This window comes from Gordonia effusa NBRC 100432, from assembly GCF_000241305.1.
In the GTDB taxonomy this organism is placed as follows: Bacteria; Actinomycetota; Actinomycetes; order Mycobacteriales; family Mycobacteriaceae; genus Gordonia; species Gordonia effusa.
Genome location: NZ_BAEH01000022.1, coordinates 14,471 through 33,697, shown reverse-complemented (window position 1 = coordinate 33,697; position 19,227 = coordinate 14,471). Strand labels below are relative to the sequence as shown.

At 61.9% G+C, this 19,227-nt stretch carries 17 protein-coding genes; 13 read left to right on the top strand and 4 right to left on the bottom strand.

Annotated elements, in window-relative coordinates; all coding sequences use genetic code 11:
* Nucleotides 1-85 precede the first annotated feature (85 nt).
* Both GOEFS_RS03975 and GOEFS_RS03970 read right to left on the bottom strand, forming a co-directional pair.
* On the bottom strand, nt 86-1,525 hold the full coding sequence (locus tag GOEFS_RS03975; RefSeq protein WP_007316590.1) for an aldehyde dehydrogenase family protein: 1,440 nt from the start codon (nt 1,523-1,525) through the stop codon (nt 86-88).
* Between the two features lie 200 nt (nt 1,526-1,725).
* Nucleotides 1,726-2,745, bottom strand: a complete 1,020-nt coding sequence (locus tag GOEFS_RS03970) for an alcohol dehydrogenase catalytic domain-containing protein (RefSeq protein ID WP_007316589.1) — start codon at nt 2,743-2,745, stop codon at nt 1,726-1,728.
* Nucleotides 2,746-3,080: 335 nt separating this feature from the next.
* Here GOEFS_RS03970 and GOEFS_RS23120 point away from each other — a divergent pair, with 335 nt between their 5' ends.
* Nucleotides 3,081-3,299, top strand: a complete 219-nt coding sequence (locus tag GOEFS_RS23120; protein ID WP_138917872.1) for a hypothetical protein — start codon at nt 3,081-3,083, stop codon at nt 3,297-3,299.
* A 21-nt stretch (nt 3,300-3,320) separates the two neighbouring features.
* Here GOEFS_RS23120 and GOEFS_RS03965 read toward each other — a convergent pair whose 3' ends face one another.
* Together GOEFS_RS03965 and GOEFS_RS03960 are read right to left on the bottom strand one after the other, a co-directional pair.
* Entirely contained in the window at nt 3,321-4,331 is a 1,011-nt protein-coding gene (locus tag GOEFS_RS03965) for an alpha/beta hydrolase fold domain-containing protein (RefSeq protein ID WP_007316587.1), read from the bottom strand.
* 98 nt (nt 4,332-4,429) lie between these two features.
* Complete coding sequence (locus tag GOEFS_RS03960; protein ID WP_050949776.1) at nt 4,430-5,821, bottom strand: ABC1 kinase family protein; 1,392 nt, start codon at nt 5,819-5,821, stop codon at nt 4,430-4,432.
* Between the two features lie 296 nt (nt 5,822-6,117).
* Between GOEFS_RS03960 and GOEFS_RS03955 the strand changes: the two genes are divergently transcribed.
* From GOEFS_RS03955 to GOEFS_RS03900, 12 genes are all read left to right on the top strand, one after another.
* A complete protein-coding gene (locus GOEFS_RS03955; RefSeq protein WP_007316585.1) occupies nt 6,118-7,020 on the top strand; it encodes an MlaE family ABC transporter permease in 903 nt (300 codons plus the stop codon).
* Nucleotides 7,020-7,886: an ABC transporter permease gene (locus tag GOEFS_RS03950; RefSeq protein WP_007316584.1), complete on the top strand. Its 867-nt coding sequence runs from the start codon at nt 7,020-7,022 to the stop codon at nt 7,884-7,886. The genes GOEFS_RS03955 and GOEFS_RS03950 overlap by 1 nt, the downstream gene beginning before the upstream one ends.
* Before the next feature lie 3 nt (nt 7,887-7,889).
* The gene (locus tag GOEFS_RS03945) at nt 7,890-8,936 is read left to right on the top strand and encodes an MlaD family protein (protein ID WP_007316583.1); all 1,047 of its coding nucleotides are present in this window, start codon (nt 7,890-7,892) and stop codon (nt 8,934-8,936) included.
* A complete protein-coding gene (locus GOEFS_RS03940; RefSeq protein ID WP_007316582.1) occupies nt 8,933-9,943 on the top strand; it encodes an MlaD family protein in 1,011 nt (336 codons plus the stop codon). Before GOEFS_RS03945 ends, GOEFS_RS03940 begins: the two co-directional genes overlap by 4 nt.
* Nucleotides 9,934-10,977 (top strand): MlaD family protein, encoded by a 1,044-nt coding sequence (locus GOEFS_RS03935; RefSeq protein WP_007316581.1) that lies wholly within the window; start codon nt 9,934-9,936, stop codon nt 10,975-10,977. The genes GOEFS_RS03940 and GOEFS_RS03935 overlap by 10 nt, the downstream gene beginning before the upstream one ends.
* A gap of 2 nt (nt 10,978-10,979) precedes the next feature.
* Nucleotides 10,980-12,098, top strand: a complete 1,119-nt coding sequence (locus GOEFS_RS22315; RefSeq protein ID WP_007316580.1) for an MlaD family protein — start codon at nt 10,980-10,982, stop codon at nt 12,096-12,098.
* Complete coding sequence (locus GOEFS_RS03925; protein ID WP_007316579.1) at nt 12,095-13,114, top strand: MlaD family protein; 1,020 nt, start codon at nt 12,095-12,097, stop codon at nt 13,112-13,114. The genes GOEFS_RS22315 and GOEFS_RS03925 overlap by 4 nt, the downstream gene beginning before the upstream one ends.
* A 27-nt stretch (nt 13,115-13,141) precedes the next feature.
* Nucleotides 13,142-14,062, top strand: a complete 921-nt coding sequence (locus GOEFS_RS22310; RefSeq protein WP_007316578.1) for an MlaD family protein — start codon at nt 13,142-13,144, stop codon at nt 14,060-14,062.
* A gap of 58 nt (nt 14,063-14,120) precedes the next feature.
* The gene (locus GOEFS_RS03915) at nt 14,121-15,044 is read left to right on the top strand and encodes a hypothetical protein (RefSeq protein ID WP_007316577.1); all 924 of its coding nucleotides are present in this window, start codon (nt 14,121-14,123) and stop codon (nt 15,042-15,044) included.
* Between the two features lie 77 nt (nt 15,045-15,121).
* The gene (locus tag GOEFS_RS03910; RefSeq protein WP_007316576.1) at nt 15,122-16,714 is read left to right on the top strand and encodes a flavin-containing monooxygenase; all 1,593 of its coding nucleotides are present in this window, start codon (nt 15,122-15,124) and stop codon (nt 16,712-16,714) included.
* Nucleotides 16,711-17,580: an SDR family NAD(P)-dependent oxidoreductase gene (locus GOEFS_RS03905; protein WP_007316575.1), complete on the top strand. Its 870-nt coding sequence runs from the start codon at nt 16,711-16,713 to the stop codon at nt 17,578-17,580. Before GOEFS_RS03910 ends, GOEFS_RS03905 begins: the two co-directional genes overlap by 4 nt.
* Nucleotides 17,577-19,196, top strand: coding sequence for a flavin-containing monooxygenase (locus GOEFS_RS03900; RefSeq protein WP_007316574.1), 1,620 nt, complete (start codon nt 17,577-17,579; stop codon nt 19,194-19,196). Before GOEFS_RS03905 ends, GOEFS_RS03900 begins: the two co-directional genes overlap by 4 nt.
* Nucleotides 19,197-19,227 lie beyond the last annotated feature (31 nt).

Genomic DNA, 19,227 nt, shown 5'->3' with positions numbered 1-19,227 from the left:
TCCTGAGGAATCACTACGTGGAAGCTGTAGTGGAGTGGGTTGACTGGACAATCAGCACAACGGCCCACCGTGGTCGTGTATCGAATCAGCCAGTGAGACCGACGATAGATTTGGTTTCGAGGTATTCGCTGATACCGAACTCGCCCCACTCGCGGCCGTTGCCAGATTGTTTGTATCCACCCCATGACGTAGTGAAGTCAAACTGGGCGTCGTTGATGAGCACGTATCCGGTACGCATCTGCTCAGCGACTGCACGGGCTCGCCCCAAGTCTGCGCTCGTGACGTAACCACACAACCCGTAGGGTGAGTCATTGGCGATACGGATCGCATCGTCGACTGTGTCGTAGGCGATCACGGACACGACCGGACCGAATATTTCTTCTCGGGCGATGGTCATGTCGTTGGTGACGTCAGCGAATACGGTGGGTCGGACGAAGTGGCCGCCCTGTAGTGGCTCGGGTAGACCTGGCTTTCCGAGCCCGCCGATGACCAGCCGGGCTCCCGCAGCGATGCCCTGCCGTATGTAGCCCTGGACCGTCTCCCATTGGTCGGCGGAAACAACTGGGCCCATAAACGTGTCCTCTGCGTGCGGATCACCGATCTGTAATTCGTCGATGCGTGCAACTAGTGCCGCTAGGAACTCTTCGAGACGCTCGCGAGGTACCAAAGTGCGTGAGGCAGCACCGCACGTTTGCCCGGAGTTGCCCAGACAGTACGTCACGGCCGTCTCTACAGCGACGTTCATGTCGGCGTCGGGCAGCACGATCTGAGGCGACTTCCCTCCGAGCTCTGTCACCAAGCGCTTCGCCGAGGGTGCTGCGGCCGCCGATACACCTTCTGCAACAGGGCCGGAGCCGGTGAACGAGATCATGTCGACGTCCGGGTGTGCGTTGAGGGCGTCACCGACCGTTGATCCCCGCCCTAGCAGCAGGTTGAACACGCCGTCCGGGACTCCGGCGTCGTCGAGGATTTCTGTGAGAATCAGTGCCGAATACGGACTCAGTTGAGCTGGTTTTAGTACTACTGTGCATCCTGCAGCGAGAGCCGACGCCACCTTGCCAGCAGGTTGCAGAGCGGGATAGTTCCATGGAGTGATCAGCGCGCACACGCCGATTGGCTCCCGTCGTACCGACGTTGTGCCGCGCTGCTCAGACATGTCGATTCTGCTCAGTGCCTCGGCAGCACTACGAAACTGAGTGTGAGCTGAGCGGACGTGCAGATTGCGCGACAGTTCGATGGGTGATCCCAGTTCGGCGGTCACAGCCTGCGCCATATCCTCAGCACGGCGGGCGTACTCAGCACCAACCCTGTCGAGGATGGCGATGCGCTCGGCGACCGTCGTGGAACTAAAACCTGGGAACGCTTCACGCGCGGCCGCGACGGCGCGGTCGACATCGGCAGTGCCGCCCAGCGTGATCCTTCCACTCGGTTTTCCGGTGGCCGGGTCGGTCAGCTCCTGGATGGTGCTGCTGTCGACAGGCGCGGTCCAAACTCCGTTGATATACAGGTGTTGCGATTCACGCATTTAGTTCTCCATTGTCGTTGCCGAGTAACAAAACCCAAAGGTTTCGATGCGACCCTTTTTCGATGCGACCCGTAAAGGAATTCGCCGCGAGGTCTCTAATCGCGCAAGAGTTGGGCACCAGCAGATTCGCAGACGGCCGCCACCGACCAAATCGCGGTGGCGGCGGCCGTCTGCGACGAACTACTACAACGGGCAGGTGCTCACGCGCTCGGCGTGAACACTCCCCGGAATCGCAGGTCACCAGAGGTCAGGCGACTGTAGGCTTCGGCTGCTTGATCGAGCGAGAAGGTCTCGACAATCGGTTCGACTCCCTTGTTCGCAGCCAGGTCGAGGACTTCGCTGAGGATGTGCTGGCCGCCGTGGGTGGAACCGATCACCTGTTGACGCATCATGTGGAACGGGGTGCCTTCGGAGGAAATGCTGAACGGGTGGTTGAAATCGAGTCCGCACAAGACCACTCGCCCATCGGGGCGCAACCCGGTCATAGCCTTTTCCACTGCATCAAATGCGTTGGTGCAGGCCAACAACACATCGGCGCCGCCGGCTTCCTTGAGCTCGTCACCATTACTGAAAACCTGATCCGCGCCCAGCTGGGTGGCCAGTTCGTGCTTATCGGGCGAGTGGGTGACTGCGATGGTCTCAAACCCCGAGGCTTTAGCTAGCTGGATTGCAACGTGCCCGAGCCCGCCGATCCCCACAATGGCAATCTTGTCATTCGGCAACGGAGCCGCATCCCTAATTCCACCCCAAGTGGTGTAACCGGCACACATCATCGGCGCGGCATTGATGTAGCTCAAACCTTCCGGGAGCAAGACCGTGCCCTCTGAGGACAGAGCAATGTACTCTGCGTGTCCACCTTGCGAGGTAAAGCCCGATAGGCGCGCATCGACGCAGTTCATTGCTGTCTGGCCAGTAAGTGGGCGATTCTCCAGGCAGTACTTACATCTGCGACACGAGGACTGCACCCACGTCGCCCCCACCCGGTCGCCGACCTGGCGGCCATGCACGCCGGGCCCGACTTCGACGATTTCCCCGACGATCTCGTGTCCGGGCGTTTGGGGAAACAAGTCACCCCCGTACCCCTGAGTCGCCCAAGCATCGGTGTAACACATGCCCGACGCATGCACCTTGACCAGCACCTGTCCCGGTTGCACCTCGGGAGTCGGCACCTCGTGCACCTCCCAGGGATTGCCGGCACCTGTCATCACTACTGCCTTCATTGCGGACTCCTTAGACGATTGAACAGGACCCCCACAGTGGGGAGACCAGCTAGCCGCGCCCGGCGTTCCGGGGGTAACTATCTGGTTAGTACCCGACCGTATGCATGGTCCTGCATACTGTCAACATCTGAATTTTCAACCGCATTCTTGTCTGAGGCGGAGGCACTCGTGGCTAAAACCTATTGAGAGTTGGAACCGAATGCCTCGAAGAATTGAACTCACTGAGCACTGCGCAGATGCGTTGCGGGCGCTGGACGTGGTGACTAGCCGCCCCGCGCAAGTGGCGAACGTCGATGGGCGGCGCCTTGCGTGTCGGTTTAGATTTCGGCCGTTACGTGACTGCGACGAACACGGACTGGACTAAGTCTCCCCAAGCGAGGCGTTCAGTGCGTGGCGGTGGATTGCTCCTACACCATCCGCCCGGCCGGATGGTGTACCAAGACTGCATCGGCGTCCTGGCGCCGTTCTGCTTCACCTACGCCTGCAGCGATCACGGCGACGCCGACGTCGAATCGCTGGATGCATTCGCCGCGGCTACACCGCGATCAGCGTAGGCCGTTACAAAATTGACCCGGTCAGGCAACGCGTTCGTGTTTGGTGTCGAGGAGACTACGCCTAATGTGCGAACTCAGGCGGTCCAGTGCGATCCGTCCCTCGGGGATGACGTCAGCACCGGCTGAAAAGACGTGGATTTGACCGTTGTAGATCTCGATCCGCGCCTGCCCGCCGCCTTCCGAACTCAGCGCAACCAGTCTGTCCGAGTCCGGACGGAGAATCTCTCCGCTGCCGATCTGGATGAGCAATGGCGGCATGGCGGCTAGATCGCTTGCCGTGGCCAGTGCCGCGGTTCGGAGACTGTCAATACCGTCCTTGTGTTGCTCAGCGGCTTGGGCCAGTTCCCACATGGTGATGAGGGCTGAGGGCGGAAACAGGGGGTCGCGATCGGGATCAGGTTGGGCGAGTTTGGTGGTCGGGTCGAGATCGAGGATCGGCGAGATGCAGCCGACGGCGCCGAGTTGGCCGATCTGTCCGCGTCGTGCTTCCAGTGCGAGGCTGACTGCCAGATAGGCGCCCGCCGAGTCGCCCACGACAGCGATGTTGTGCGGAGCAACGCCCGAGTCGATCAGGTACCGCAATCCGTCCATCGCATCTTCCAGTGCCGTACTGATTGGATGCTTCGGCAGTTTTCGGTAGTTCACCGCGAGCGAGGGAATGCCTGTCGTGCGAACGAGGCGGGAGACTAGACGGCGGTGGCTGCGAATGCCGCCGACGAGGAAGGCCCCGCCGTGCAAGTACAGTATCGCGCGTGGTTCCTCGTCCCCCGGACGATAGTCGGCTGGACGCTGTCGCTCGGCTGTGCAGTTCGGCAACCGAACCCGCGTCCGATCGATTCCCGAGACCGCCGGTAGGACACCGGCGAGCAGATCGAACAAGCCATACGGCCATGGGAAATCTGGATGCCGTGCCCACAGCGCGATGACTGGCTTGACGAACAGTCGGGCACCGACTGACGCCAACGCGGCCATCACGCTCGTGCCATCATGCGTCCACTCCGCCGATACTCGGTCTATCGCAATCTCACTCATGCCCCACTTCGCTCCTGTCGGTGTTAAATTGACTGATGTATCATTCTGCGGTTCTGACGGGTGACAACGTGGGTCTCGCCGACACGTCTACCGCGCCGTCACACTGTCTCCGCGAGCCACGCCGCCACGCTTTCGCCCATCGACGTGGCAGGTCCGCTCATGCCGAGGCTTTCCCGCGCGATCGCCGACCACTCGGCCGTCGCGCCGAGCCGCCCGAGCATCGAGCAGGTCGCCAGTTCGTTTCGGCGACCGAAGGTATGCGCCTGAAGCAAGCGCTGGGACCCCATCCCCGCCATGTGCCCGCCGCTGGGCAACATCGCCGCGGCCGCCGCCGCCGATGCCTGGTCGGGCGTGATCGTTACCGCTTCGGGGGTGAGGTGCCAGCCGATAACCGCTCTCAGGTACTCACCGAACTCGCCAGCGCCGACCGAATCGGTGTCGACGATGAAACCTCCGTCTATCGCGATCCGAAACGCGGTATCGACATCCCCATCCAGGAGCGCCCGGAACACCGCCCGCTCAGTTTCCAATTCGTCGGGTGTTAGTTCTACACAGAGTCCGAAGTCCACGAAGCCGACCTTTCCGTCGGCCAGAAGGAGGACATTGCCAGGGTGGGGGTCTCCGCAGAACCTTCCCGTCCGGTACATCTCCCCGCAGTAGAACCGGTAGATCGCCTCGCCGAGCACATTCCGCCGGTCGGACGTCCATGTCAGAGCCTGGGCGAACGGTGCGCCGTCGAGGAATTCGGTCACCATGACCTCGTCGCTGCACAATTCAGGCACCGGCGCTGGTATCCGAAAGACCGGGTGATCGCGGTAGCGTTCGGCGAACTCGCTCTGATTTGCCAACTCTCGTCCGAAATCGAGTTCGCGAGAGATCTGCTCGGTCACCTCGGCCGCGATCTCCTCGATATTCGCCGCCGATACGTACTTGCCGAGCACGCGGACCAGAAGCGTGAGGTTCCGCAGATCCGCACGCACCATCCAGTCGATTCCGGGGTACTTCACCTTCACCGCGACGGTCCTGCCGTCAGACAGCGTCGCGCGGTAGACCTGGCCGATCGAGGCGGCCGCGATCGCGTCTTCGAGCGGCGAGATCTGTTGGGCACGCTTCCCGAGCGACTTCTCCACGACGGCTCGCATCTGCGCGTCATCCCACGGCGGCGCGGATGCGAATAGGGGTTGCAGACGATTGTGAAATGCGTCACGCGCCTGCGGACTCGGTAATCCCAGATCGAGCATTCCGATCAATTGGCCGAGCTTGTGTGCTGCACCTCGCATCCCGCCTGCCACCAAGACAATGTCGTCGGCAAGTTTCAGCATCGTGGCCGTGCGAGCAGCGTCAGCGACCTCATCGGTCTGGAAAGGCGCTTTGACAGCGCCCGCGGCTGATCTCATTGCGTGTCGGGCGGCGACCCCGCCCACCTTTCCGCCACGACGAATGCGGCCGCGTTCCTGATCGTCAGCGTTCGGGCCTTGCCGTGTTGCCATCTTCTGCCTCTCGATACCGCATGTCCGCTCGGGAGTGCAGCGGTCGCGTGGAATCTTTGATCCGCACCCAATATTGACACATCACTCCGATCGATGGTGACGGCATGGTCGATCGCGATGCGAAGGCGCAGCACAGCCGTCTGTCGGCGTACCGTCTCGCAATGCGAGCCGGCGTCATATTGCTGCCCGGACAGGGCGAAACGGCGAGTCGCGGAACCTTGCTATTCAGATTGCCTGAGGCGACTGAGACGTCAGTCTGCTAGGCTACCGATCGGTAACTGAGAGGAGGCTCACACATGACTATGCGGAATGACGTCGATCAAACCGGGACGACCGGAGATGCCATACCAGCGCCGCGGGAGGCCGAGTGGAAGTGGCTCGACACCGCGTCGGGCCGCGTGCGGGGGTACGTCACGCGAACGGTCGTCGACTCGATGGCGACGTTCGGACGCTCGATTCAACTGGCTGTCGGCTCTGTCATCTACGCGGTGACCGACATAATCAGCGGCCGGTTCTCCTGGCGAGAATGCATCAAGCAGTCGTGGTTCATCGTCACGGTTACCGCCACCCCGACGGTGCTGGTCGCGATACCGTTCGGGGTTATCGTCGCCGCACAGGTCGGAAGTCTTACCCAACAGGTCGGCGCCACGAGCATCTCCGGCGCCGCCGGCGGGCTCGGCGTGATCCAGCAGGGTGCCCCAATGGTTTCGGCGTTGCTCTTGGGCGGTGCTGCGGGGGCAGCGGTCGCCGCCGACCTCGGAGCTCGCGTGATTCGCGAAGAAATAGACGCACTTCGCACGATGGGAATTGACCCGATTCGCCGATTGGTGGTCCCGAGGGTGGTGGCCATGGTCTTCGTCGCGCCACTTATCTGCTTCCTCGCAGTCGTCATGGGCATCACCACCGGCTACTTCATCTCAATCCTCTTCATGGATGTCACGCCTGGTTCTTACCTATCGTCGTTCGCCTCATTCTCGTCCCTCACTGATGTAGCGATCGCCGTGGTCAAGGCAATTATCTTCGGCTTCACGGTGGCCGTCGTCGCGTGTCAGCGCGGCCTGTCGACTAAGCACGGAGCCAAGGCGGTCGCTGATTCGGTCAATGCGGCTGTCGTCATCGGAGTCGTCGCCGCATTCGGCCTCAACCTGGCACTCACGCAGTTGACGACGTTGTTCTTCCCGTCCAGGGCGATCGTCTGATGGCCGCTCCGTACTTGCCGCTAAAGCTCGGCGGCATCTGGGCTTCAACTAGGTCGACCCTCACCATGCCGGCTACCGCCGCGGCGATGGTCGGGCATCAGGCGCGGTTCGTCTATCTCAGCCTGCGCGCGATCCCGTTCGCGTTGACCCACTACCGGCGCCACATCCTGTCCCATATCTCCGCGGTCGTTTTCGGGAAGGGATCGATCATCGTCGGCGGTGGCATGCTCGGCGTGCTGGCGTTTATGGGTATGGCGATGGGCGGCACTATCGCCATCCAGGGCTTCTCGCTCCTGGACATGGTGAATATGGGTCCGCTCACCGGCGTGATTTCCGCATTCGCGACCACTCGTGAACTCGGTCCGCTGATCGCCGCGATCGGGTTCGCGGCCCAGGTGGGCTGTCGTATCACCGCAGAGGTCGGCGCCATGCGGATGACGGAGGAGCTCGACGCACTCGAAGGTTTCGCGATCCGTCCGATCCCATTGGTGATCACTACCAGGATCATCGCCAGTGTCGTATCGATCCTTCCGCTGTACCTGATGACCCTGGTCATCGCCTATCTGACCTGTGAAGTGATGGTGTCGGTGGTGCACGGGCAGTCCAGTGGCACCTATGGACACTATTTCTCGTCGTTCATCGGCAACTGGGACATCGTGTTCTCGATCATCAAGGCGGTTGTCTTCGCTATCGCCGTCGTGCTGATCCACGGCTACCAGGGCTTCTACGCGGTCGGCGGGCCCGAGGGCGTCGGAGTGGCCGCCGGCCGGGCGATTCGTGCCAGCCTCGTCGTGGTCGTTTCCCTGGACATGGTGATGACGCTGCTCTTCTGGGGCTTCGACTCGGGCGTGCGGATTACGGGGTAATCGATGGCACTGTATAAAGACCCGTCTGGCCGTGAGCCCGAGCCAACCCAACTCGCGCAGATCGGCATCGTCGTTCTGCTCGTCACGGTGCTAGTCGGTTCTATTTTCACCTACTGGACCCGTGGTGGCTTCAGCAAACAGTTCACCGTCACGCTCGTGTCCGATCGGATCGGTGACGGACTGAAGACGGGAACCGACGTCCGGTTCCGGACCCTGCGAATCGGCAAGGTCGACGACGTCACGGTCACCCCGTCGGGGCAGCAGCGAGTGAAACTGTCCATCGACCCGGAACAAGCGCGCGCGCTGACCACCGATGTCGTCCCGATCTACACCGCCGCGAGTATCTTCACCGCGACCGACATCGAGTTCGTCCCGGGGCCGGTTCGCGGAGCGCGGCTGGAGGATGATCGGGTCCTCAACGTGCAAACCGGGACTGCACTGGGCACGCTCACCAGCGTGCTCAACCAGGCCGGAAAGCTGACGTCGGTAATCGGTGATCCCGAGGTCTACGAGGCGATCGAGCGCCTGTCGAACGACTCGGATCCGTATGTACGCCTCCTCCAGGAGGTTCTGCCGACCGCGGCCGAACTGACCCGGGATCAGGTGGTCCCCCTGTCGGATCTGCTCAAGCATCTATCCGAGCTGGTCGACGGCGTGCGCCCGCTTGTCGTGCCGGTGCTCGACACCGTCGACTTCGCCATCGACCAATCGGGATTCATGGACGACCCGCGCATGTTCAAGGGAGCCAAAACGGCAATCCACGACCTGTCGAAGAAGCTGGTACTGGGCATCGGCGGAACACTGGACCGGAACCAGAAGTCGCTCACGAGCCTGATCCATCTCTTGCTCGATGTCCTCACCCCCGCCGTTGTATCGCTGGGCACTATCCCGGACGCCTACAACCGCCTGGGTTCCCTGATCACCGGCACCTCCGACGCCTTTACCGTCGGTCGAGACGGGCGGGTTCGGTTGAACATCGAGCTACTGCTCGCTCATGCGCCTCAGGTGGTCGGCCCCGCCTTGATCTACAAGGAGCGGACCGACCGATGACTCGATTCAAAACGGCGTTCGTGTGCATCATCGTCTTCTCAATCATCGTCTGTGCGGCTATGTACGTGATCGGCCGCACGATGGTGGCACCGGTCGGCGGCGAGCAGCGCACCTATTCGGCTGTTTTCAACGACGCTTCGGGTCTGTACACGGGCAGCTCGGTCCGGCTCGCCGGCGTCGCGGTCGGAAAGGTGGATTCGGTGTCGGTCGACGGAACGTTGGCCAAAGTCGAGTTCACGGTTCAGTCCGAGCATGCTCCCGACGACAACTCGCAGTTCGCGATCCGTTACCAGAATCTGGTCGGTCAGCGCTATCTCGAGATGATCCGAGTCGATGGAGCCCGCGGCCGACAGAACAGCGCCGACGTGATCCAGACCGACCGCACCATTTCAGCCTTCGACGTCACCGAGGTGTTCAGTAACGTGGTGCCCCTCATCGGGGACCTCGATCCCGGCGACCTGAACAAGTTCGCCGAAAACTTGGGACTTGTACTCCAGGGCGACGGCGCCGGAATGGCGCCAGTCTTGGAGTCCGTCGCCAAGATTGCCGGATTCGCGAAGAATCGCGATCAGGTGATGGTGCTGATGGTCGAGAACCTGAACCGGCTGGCCAAGCAGATCGGCGGACGGTCCGAACGGGTTGCTCAACTGGTCTCGAACCTCAATGCCGCGATCATGCGGCTAACCACGCAGATGGGGGCCGTTCAGGAATCGCTGGACTACGCCGACGGTGTGCTGCCGCAGTTCGTCGACATTCTCGAGACGCTATTTGGCGCATTCGACAACAACGCGCCGGCTCTCCTCGCGATGGCCAATCGGGTGGTACCTGCGACCCCGCAGATCCTGGCAGCGGTGGCGGCGATCCCCGGGCTGCTGGAGAAGCTCAACAAGGCCCTGCCGGCGGTACCCAGCGAACCCAAGGATTTGGTCTGTGCCAACGGTCGAATCAACCTCGCCGACACCGTTCAGGTCCTGATCGGCGGAAAGGATGTGATCGTATGCAACTGAACCGCGAAGCTCTTGTCGAACGTGCCCAGGATCTCCTCGGCACCGGGCGCCTGCGCACACCCGAGGAGCATCGGCGCGATGAGATCTTCTTGGGGATCTGCGCCGTGGTGGTGGTGATAGTCGTGACGATCACGTTGGGCGTGATCTATCTGCGGCCGCCGGGGAACGTCGGATATCGGGCCGAGTTCGGAAACTCTTCCGGCGTGCGCACCGGCGATCAGGTCCGCGTCGCTGGAATCACGGTGGGGCGGGTCGACGACGTGCGAATCGCCGGCGACCGCGTCGCGGTCAAGTTCAGTGTCCAGCGGGACGTTCGACTCGGCGACGAGACCAGCATCGCCGTCAAGATGCTGACACCGGTCGGCGGGCGATATCTGATGGTCGCCCCCAAAGGGACGCGGGCGTTGGGAGACGCGGTTATCCCCGCTTCACGGGTCACCGGCACCTATGACATGAGCGCGATCATCGAGACGGCCACACCCAAGGTCGAACAGCTCGACGGCAGCAAACTGCGCGAGGTGCTGACGGCCGCGCGAAAGACGATGACCGGAGATACGAACGCGATCGGACAGATCGTGAACTCGGCCGCACATTTGCTTGACGAGCTCGGCCAGCGCGCCGTACGCCTGCAAGGAGCGCTCAAGGTCTCCGATGAGTACCTCAGTGCGACCACCAAGGACCGCACGATCCTGATGAACCTCGTGAAGAGCTTGGCCGATCTCGGGGTCGGTCTGGGGCCCCGCTATGACCAGGTGCGTCGGGTGTTCAACGAACTCGGCCGATTCTTCGCGGTGATCAAGCGAATCACCACTATCTACGAGGCTGGATTCGAGAAGGCCGTCGTCGAGGGGTCGAAGTTGCTGGAGCGGCTGCGCCCGAACGTCGACTCGATCGGTGACATCCTGCAGAACCTCGACGGTGTGCTCGAGCGGTTACGAAAGTCGCTCTCCGCGAACGGCGCGACGATCGATCAGTCCGCGCAGAAGGCGCGTGGCCTGCGCGTATGTGTCCCTAATGCGGCGAAGAGGTGTTGAGCGTGGCTGCTAAGAGTAGGTCGAACGGGGCGTGGATGGCGCGGGCCGGCGGCATCGTCCTGGTGCTCGCCGTGATCGCCGGGGCGTCGGGCGGCTGGTACCTCAATCGGAACGGGGTAATCGGGGACCGTCGGCAGGTGTGTGCCGATTTCACCGATGCGGTCGGCGTTTACGCCGGAAACACGGTCAGCTTGATGGGGGTGGGAGTCGGCAAGATCAACAGCATCACTCCACGCGACGGTGGGGTCCGGATGATCCTCGACGTCGATCGCGACGTAGCGCTGCCCGCCGGCGTCGGTGCGGTGGTCATCGACAACTCGATCGTGACCGACCGTCGAGTGGAGTTCGACCGGGCCTACACCAAGGGTCCGATGCTGTCGAAGGACGAGTGCATTCCGCAGAGTCGGACCAGGACACCGCGCGGTATCAGCGACACGTTCACCGCCAGTAACAACCTGCTGGGCGGCATCCTCGGCACAGACGTGGGTAACGGCAGCGAGAAGAAGCTGACCAACGAGATCGGCGAACTGGTAGACGCGGCTGACAAAGCCACGGCGGGCCGAGGTAAGCAGATCAACGGGTTGATGCGCGACTTCGTGAAGCTTCAGGGAAACGCGCCCGAGACCGACGCCATCCTTCGACGTCTGTTGGAGAACTCCGAGACGATGACCAACCAGTTCAACGAGCGCTGGGACGAAGTGGACACGTTGATCGGCAGCGTCAACAACGCGGTGCTCGCCTTCACATATTTCTCCGAGGAGTTCCGGGATGGGCTAGTGACGGCGATCGACTTTTTGCCTCCGTTGGCTCGATTCGCCGATCAGCTGGGCGATCGATTGATCGTGATTCTCAAGAACCTCGGTCCGTGGGTGAAGGCGTTGGCGCCCCACGCGACCAGTCTGGCCGACATCGTCGCCAAACTGCCGGGCCTCGCGACTGCGACCGACCAAATCTTCGACAAGAAGACCGGGGCACTGCGGGTTCTCTGGAAGCCACCGTCCTTCGACCTGAGTAGGTCCGACCTCACTGGTCTGTGCGCCGCGCTAGGCCGCCCGCAAGGCTGTGTCAAAGACTCCGCCAATGTCGGTCTTGTGCAGATGATGATGGGTGGTCCGCGGTGAGTACGCGGGTGCGGCGCGCGGCCGTGGTTGCGTTGATAACACTGCTCACCGCGGTGACCGGGTGCTCGACGACGATGGAATCCATTCCAGTACCCGACGGGATCTCCGGCGAGACCTACCGGGTGGAAATCGAATTCTCCAGCGTCCTGAACCTTCCGGGCGGCGCTAGGGTGCTAGCCGACGGTTCGCAGGTGGGCCGACTCGAAAGCGTCCGGCTCGACAAGCAATCCGCGACCGCCACCGTCGGCATCCTGAAATCAGTGCATCTTCCAGTGGCCACGCGCGCCGAACTCCGGCAGAGCACCCTGCTCGGCGATCTCTACATCGCGCTCACGTCTCCACCCCAGAATGGTTCTCGAGGCGAGACGCTGCGGGAGGGATCGAAGATACCGATGAGCCAAACCTCGCCGCCGGACAATGTGGAGACGGTCTTCCTCAGTGTCGGGCAGCTCATCAATGGCGGCACCATAACGAAACTGCAGAAGCTAATACGGGAAACGAACGCGGCTTTCCCCGGTGATAAACGCGAACTATCCGAAATGGTTCGCAATGCCACCAAACAGGTCGTCGACCTCGGTGGCTCCACCCAGGTGATGAATGATCTCATCCAGGACGGATCGGGCATCCTCCAGAGTCTGACCGACAAGGTCGGCGTCATCGATCGCGGTTTGCGTCTGGGGCCCGATCGGTTTAAGAAACTTCAAGAGTTGTTCCTGGTCATCGTCGACCTGATCGCTGATCTACGCCAATTGACCAAGCCGGGCGGCGCGCTGTTGACGCAGCCAACTTATCGGGATCTCAAAGCGGTGGTGTCCACCCTCGATCCGATGCTGGCCACTCTCGGCGAGCTGGATCGGTCGATCGCCAGCAACAGTGACCTGATTGGCACCCTTCTCTCTAAGAAGATCGGTCCGTTTCTCTCTGGGCAGGGCACTGTCAACGTGGTGCGGGCCCGCGACGCGGGTGGTCGCGCGGTGGTACTTACCAACTTTCTGCGTGCGATCGGGATGGTGTGAGAAGTGCTTAGAGGACTTATCTCGATAATGACGTTGATCACGATCGGCGCCCTGTGCGCCGGATACGTGATGTTCGCGGTGCTCGACGTCAACCCGTCGAAGAAGACCTTCACTGTGGTCGCGGAGATGGACAAGTCCGCGGGCCTGATGGACACCTCGCCGGTGACCCTGTTCGGCCTGCAGGTCGGCAAGGTGCGGTCAATCACTGCGCACTCAGACATGTTGAGCGTCGAGCTGGAGATTGACGCCGACCGGGAGATACCGGCTTCGACCGCGATCTCGGTGCGCAACCTGTCCGCGGCCGGCGAACAGTACCTGGATCTGCGGCCCGCCAACTCTGGCGGTCCCTACTTGACGTCGGGTTCGCGGATTAAGGCAAGCCAGGTAATTCCGATGGCGACCGCTGGTGACGTCACCGCGAAGATCGCCCGGCTCGGCGAGATGGTCAACCCCGATGCGATCCGGCGGCTCGGGGATCTGATGGTCGAGATCACCCGCGATCAGGGAACGCTGGACAGAACCAGGGTGATCGCCGCTCTCATGGCCGAAACACTGAAGGACAAGCGGGGGAATATCGCCGACCTGTATCGCGGCGGCCAGCTTCTCGACCAGCGTCTTGCCGGTGCCGGTGCCACGCAGGAGATCAAGAAGGTCGCACCGGTCGTGGATCGTCTCGCGCCCGCACTGGGTGGACTGATCCGACAGCTGGGAAAGCTGGCTGGCCTGGCGCTTGAAATCGACCCGTTCACCATGGTGACGCCGCTACTGAACACGCTCTACGAGGAACTCGATCGCATGATGCCGGGCATCGGTGCGCTTTCGGCGACTCTCACTCCGGTGACAGCGCAATTGCGAGGTATTCGCGTCAACGTCGGCGCCTTCGCCGACATGTGGGCCCAAGCTTTCCCCGGCGGCGGACCTGCGCGCGTGCGGCTGACCGTCAAGTGAGGAGGACCGACAACCGAAGCCGGTGGACGGCGATACGAACAATCAAGGAGCCAGACATATGAACGAACGAGATAGTGAACCGCACAACGAAGTCGGCGAACAGTCGGACCGAGGCGAGTCAGCCGACGACACGCGGGCCACGCTGGCGGCTGCGGCCGATGAACAATCGACTGAGGCCATGGACAATACGGAACCGAATACCTCCGGACATGACACGACATCTATCGCAACAGGGGACGCAACAGGGGACAAAACCGGGGACGCAACAGGGGACAATAAAGGGGACAAAACAGGGGGCAAATCCAGCGCGGGCGAAGCGGACTCGGACGAGAAACAGGCGCGGGCGGACAAAACGCCCGATGTCGGTTCCCGTCGTCGACGTTCCCGGGTGTCGCTCCGAGACAAGCGGGTACGGGTGGCGGCAGTAGTTGTGCTCGTGCTCGCAATCGTGGTTGGCGTGGGCGGCTGGGCGTTCCAATCGCGTTCGGATGCTCTCGCTGAGCGCGATAATGCCGTCGCCAAGTTGCGGTCGTCGACAGAGGACCTGAACGCCGCCCGCAAGGCCGCCGAGGCATACACCAATAAGGCGATCACGATCGACTACAACCGCTCGGAGGACTATGTCAAGGATCTCGCGGTCGGTGCTACCGCGACCTTCGGCGACACCTTCTCGACCAAACCAGACGGGGCGGGCCAGCTGATCATCGAACTCCAGCAGCAGTTGCGCATGCATGCGAGCGGAAAAGTGGTCCACACGTTGTTCACTGGCGACATCGCCAATCCCCCACCGCCGGGGCAACCGTGGGACATGATCGTCGTAGCCAACCAGACCACGTCGACGGCCCAGCAGCCGGAGCGATCCACACAGGTGATGGTGCTCAAAGTGACGGTGGTGCGGCTGGACGGCGAGTGGAAGATCGCCAACTTCGGCCCTGACCCGCAGTCCATGGGCTCGGCTGTAGCGATTCCCGGCGCCAACTAGCACCACCGATCGAGCGCAGTCTCGCTCGATTGACTTCATAGTAATGACGTGTCAGTCTTACTCTAAGGAGGAGAACGATGACACAGAGTCCGCAACACCAGATCGCGATAATCGGAGCAGGACCCGGCGGAATTTGCGCGGCTGCGCAGCTCGTCCAACGCGGGAACCGCGACTTCGTGATTCTGGAGCGGGAATCGGAGTTCGGCGGAAGCTGGCGGGACAACCACTATCCGGGACTGGGGGTGGACGTGCCGGGCTTTACCTACCAGTACTCGTTCGCGCGCAACCCCGACTGGACGCGACTGTTTCCCAAGGGTCGCGAGGTGTACGAGTACCACCGCACGGTAGCCCGCGAGTTCGACCTGTACGGCCATGCGCGCTGGGGAGTCACCATTGTCAAGGAACAGTGGGACGACGACGCCGGGTTCTGGCGCCTAACCACCGCGGAGGGCGAAGAGATCACGGCCAAGTTCGTGATCTCGGCGATCGGCGCCTATATCAAGGCCAAAGAGGACCCAGGAATCCCGGGCTACCGGGACTTCGCGGGCAAGACGCTTCGGCCCAACGCGTGGGATCACGACTACGATCTGCGGAACAAGCGTGTCGCCATCGTGGGCACCGGCGCGAGTTCGGTGCAGATCACCCCGTCGATCGCCCCCGAAGTCGCATCGCTGGCGGTCTTTCAGCGCACGCCGGTCTGGGCCTTGCCGAAGCCGGACTTTCCGATGCCTCGGTGGGCGCGAGCGATGATGTCGCTCCCGGGCGTCGGTACTTTGCTCGGCATGATCGCCAACGTGGTGGTCGAAGTCGGGCTGCGGTTGGTGTACCAAACACCGCGTCGCCTGTTCCGCGGCCTGGCGCCGCGGTTCGATAAGGTCTCGCGCGCGGCCTACCGCACATACCTGCGCACGACGGTTCATGACCCGAAGGTGCGCGAGGACCTGATGCCCGACTACGGGCCGCTCGGTAAGCGGCCCACTCTGTCGAATTCGTTCCTTCAAGCCTTCAACAGAGACAACGTCGAACTGATCACCGAGCCGATCGAACGCATCGTGCCCGAGGGCGTGAAGACCACCAGTGGCCGACTCTTCGAAGTCGACGCGCTTGTCCTGGCGACTGGCTACCACTTGTTCTCGGATCCGGAAAGCTATGTGGTCGGAACCGTGCTCGGACGCGACGGCTTCGACCTCGGCACCTTCTACAACACCGAGCGGCTACAGGCCTATCAGTCGGTCTCGGTGCCGAAGCTGCCGAACCGATGGATTCTGGTTGGACCCTACTCGTGGATCGGCACGGGATGGCACGAACTCGTCGAGATCTCCTCTGGTCACGCGGTTAACGTGATCGATGCGGCCATCAGTCAGGGTAGTGACATCGTCGAGGTGCGCCAGGACGCGCACGACGCCTACCACGCGATGATCCGCCGCAACGACGAGAACATCGACTACTACTTCAACACCGTCAATGCCGGGCTTCGCACGTATTACGTCAACTCCGCCGGCGATATGCCGTACATCCGGCCCACGAGCTTGTTCGAAGCTCGAAAACAGAGTTCGCAGGTAGATCTGTCAGCGTACGAGTTCCGTAGTGCCCGACGGCTCTTGGACAGCGCGGAGCGCCCGGAGAACGAACTCAACGGTGACCATCACGAGGACAAGGCTAAGGCATGAAGTTCACAGCATTTGACGTCGAGGGAGCGGTGGCACTGGTTACCGGTGGCGCGCGCGGCATCGGGTTCTCGATTGCCGAACGGCTGGTCAAGAAGGGCGCCACCGTGATCATTGCCGATCTCGATGAGGAGGCAGCGGCAAAGGCGGCGCTCAGTCTTGGCAAGGGTACGTGCGGGCGACAACTGGACGTCGGCGATGCCGCAGCGTACGAGGCGCTGGTCGATGAGATCGAGTCGCACGTCGGACCGCTCGACATCGTTGTCAACAACGCGGGCATCATGCCGGTCGGACCGCTGCTGAACGAAAGCCTGGGAGTTGCCGCGGCGACGATGCGGGTCAACTTCTGGGCGCACTATCACTCGTACCGGATTGTCGCGCCGAGGATGGTGACGAGGGGACGAGGACACTTCATCAACGTCACTTCCGCGGCGGGGGCAATCCATTCGCCGGGGTTGGCGACCTATGTCGCGAGCAAACATGCCGCGACCGGGTTCGCCCGGAGTGCTCGTGAAGAATTGGTGGGCACGGGCGTGACGATTAGTGCGGTCCTGCCGACCGCGGTTCGCACGGAGCTGGTCGACGGGATCCCGTTCAAGTGGTGGGAGCGTGTCGGGATCATTCCTCCGGGGTTGGTCGCGCGCCGCGCCGTCGGCACGTTGAAGCGACGTCCCGCGCTAGCCGGCGCGCCATTCGGAACAGTTGTAGGACTGCGTCTGTATCCGCTGGTCCCAGAGTCGCTGTGGCTGTTTGGCCGCAAGCTGACCGGCGCCGATCGGACCCTCGAGCCATATGACACGGCCGCCCGAGACAAGTACGACTCGCGGATCACCAGCCAGGCTGCACTCGCGGAACAGGAGATCGCATGAGGAAGACGAGGGGTAAGAGGCGTGGCACTGCGACGACGCCTCGGCAACCCGACCACAAAGTCGCGATCATCGGAGCCGGCTTCGGCGGTCTGGGCGTGGGCATCGGCCTATTGGGTAAGGGCATCGATGATTTCGTGATTCTTGAGCGTGCCGATGGTGTGGGCGGCACGTGGCTTGCGAACTCGTACCCCGACGTCGCGGTCGATGTTCCAGGGATCATTTACCAGTTCTCGTTCGAAAAGAATCCAAACTGGTCGCGCACATTTCCCAAAGGCGCCGAGGTACGTGCATACATCGAAGGATTGGTCGAAAAGTATCAGCTCGACGCTCACCTGCGATTTGGCCACGACGTCGTCGCGCGGGAATGGGACGAGGACAATCAGTGGTGGAATCTCAGTATTGCCGGGGCTGGCACCCTCACGGCCAAGTATGTCGTCACCGCGTTGGGCGCATTCGTCGAACCGCGAACTCCAGATATCGAAGGCCTCGAGACCTTCGAGGGCAAGGTGATCCAGACCCAGCGGTGGGATCATGAGTACGACTTCACCGGAAAGCGTGTCGCCGTGATTGGGACCGGCGCGACGTCGGTGCAACTGGTGCCGCAGCTGGCGCAGATGGGCGAACATCTCGACGTATATCAGCGTCGGGCGATCTGGGTATTCGCCAAGCCGGATTTCCCGATACCCGCAGTGGTGCGTACCGCTTTTGGATTCGCGCCGATTCTTCAGTCGTTGATCCGCGGGGTGGTTGCGGCGGCGGTGGAAGTCGGTTTGGTGGGCGTCACGGTTTACGGCAAACAGGTGGCGCCGTTGACGTTGATCCCTAACTGGGCCTGTCGCGCATTCCTCTTTACTCAGGTACGAGACCGCGCTTTGCGTAAGAAGCTAACTCCCAACTACGGATTTGGCTGCAAGCGGCCGAGTGTGTCGAATATCTATTACAAGACGTATACCCGCGACGATGTGGAGCTGGTTACCGATCCGATCGCGCGGGTGACACCCACTGGGATCGAGACCCGCGACGGTATTCATCGGCCGATCGATGTTCTAGTGACGGCCACCGGATTCGAGATGTCACAGTCGCCGGAACCCTTCCGTCGACGACCGGTTCGTGGCCGGGACGGCTTTGATTTGGCCGACTTCTACGAGAACAATCGCGCGAAGGCCTACGAGGGTGTGTGCATGCCGCAGCTTCCGAATCACTTCATGGTGTTCGGGCCGTTCGCGTGGAGCGGCAGCAGTTGGCATGTGATGGTGGAGAACGCGATCCGGATCATCACGCGACTGATTGGGGAGACTGAACGTCGCGGTGCCACGTCGGTCGCGGTATCTGAGCGCGCGAATGACGAGTTCTTCGAGTTCATCTCTGAGCGCGGGAAAGAAACCCTTATGCACGGTAAGGCTTGTATCGGTGCGAACTCGTACTACATCGATAAACACGGAGATTTCGGTTTCCTGCGACCGACCACCGCGTATCAGTCGACCAAGGCGAGTAAGACATTTCCGCTATCGGATTTCGACTTCGGGTTCGGTCCGAGAAGCGACATATCGGCAAAGACTGGTAAATCCGGTGTGCAGGCTTCGGGGGTGGAGAAACTTGCGGACCAGCAAGCGTGACCGCCGCGTAGCGATCACCGGCTCTTTTTCC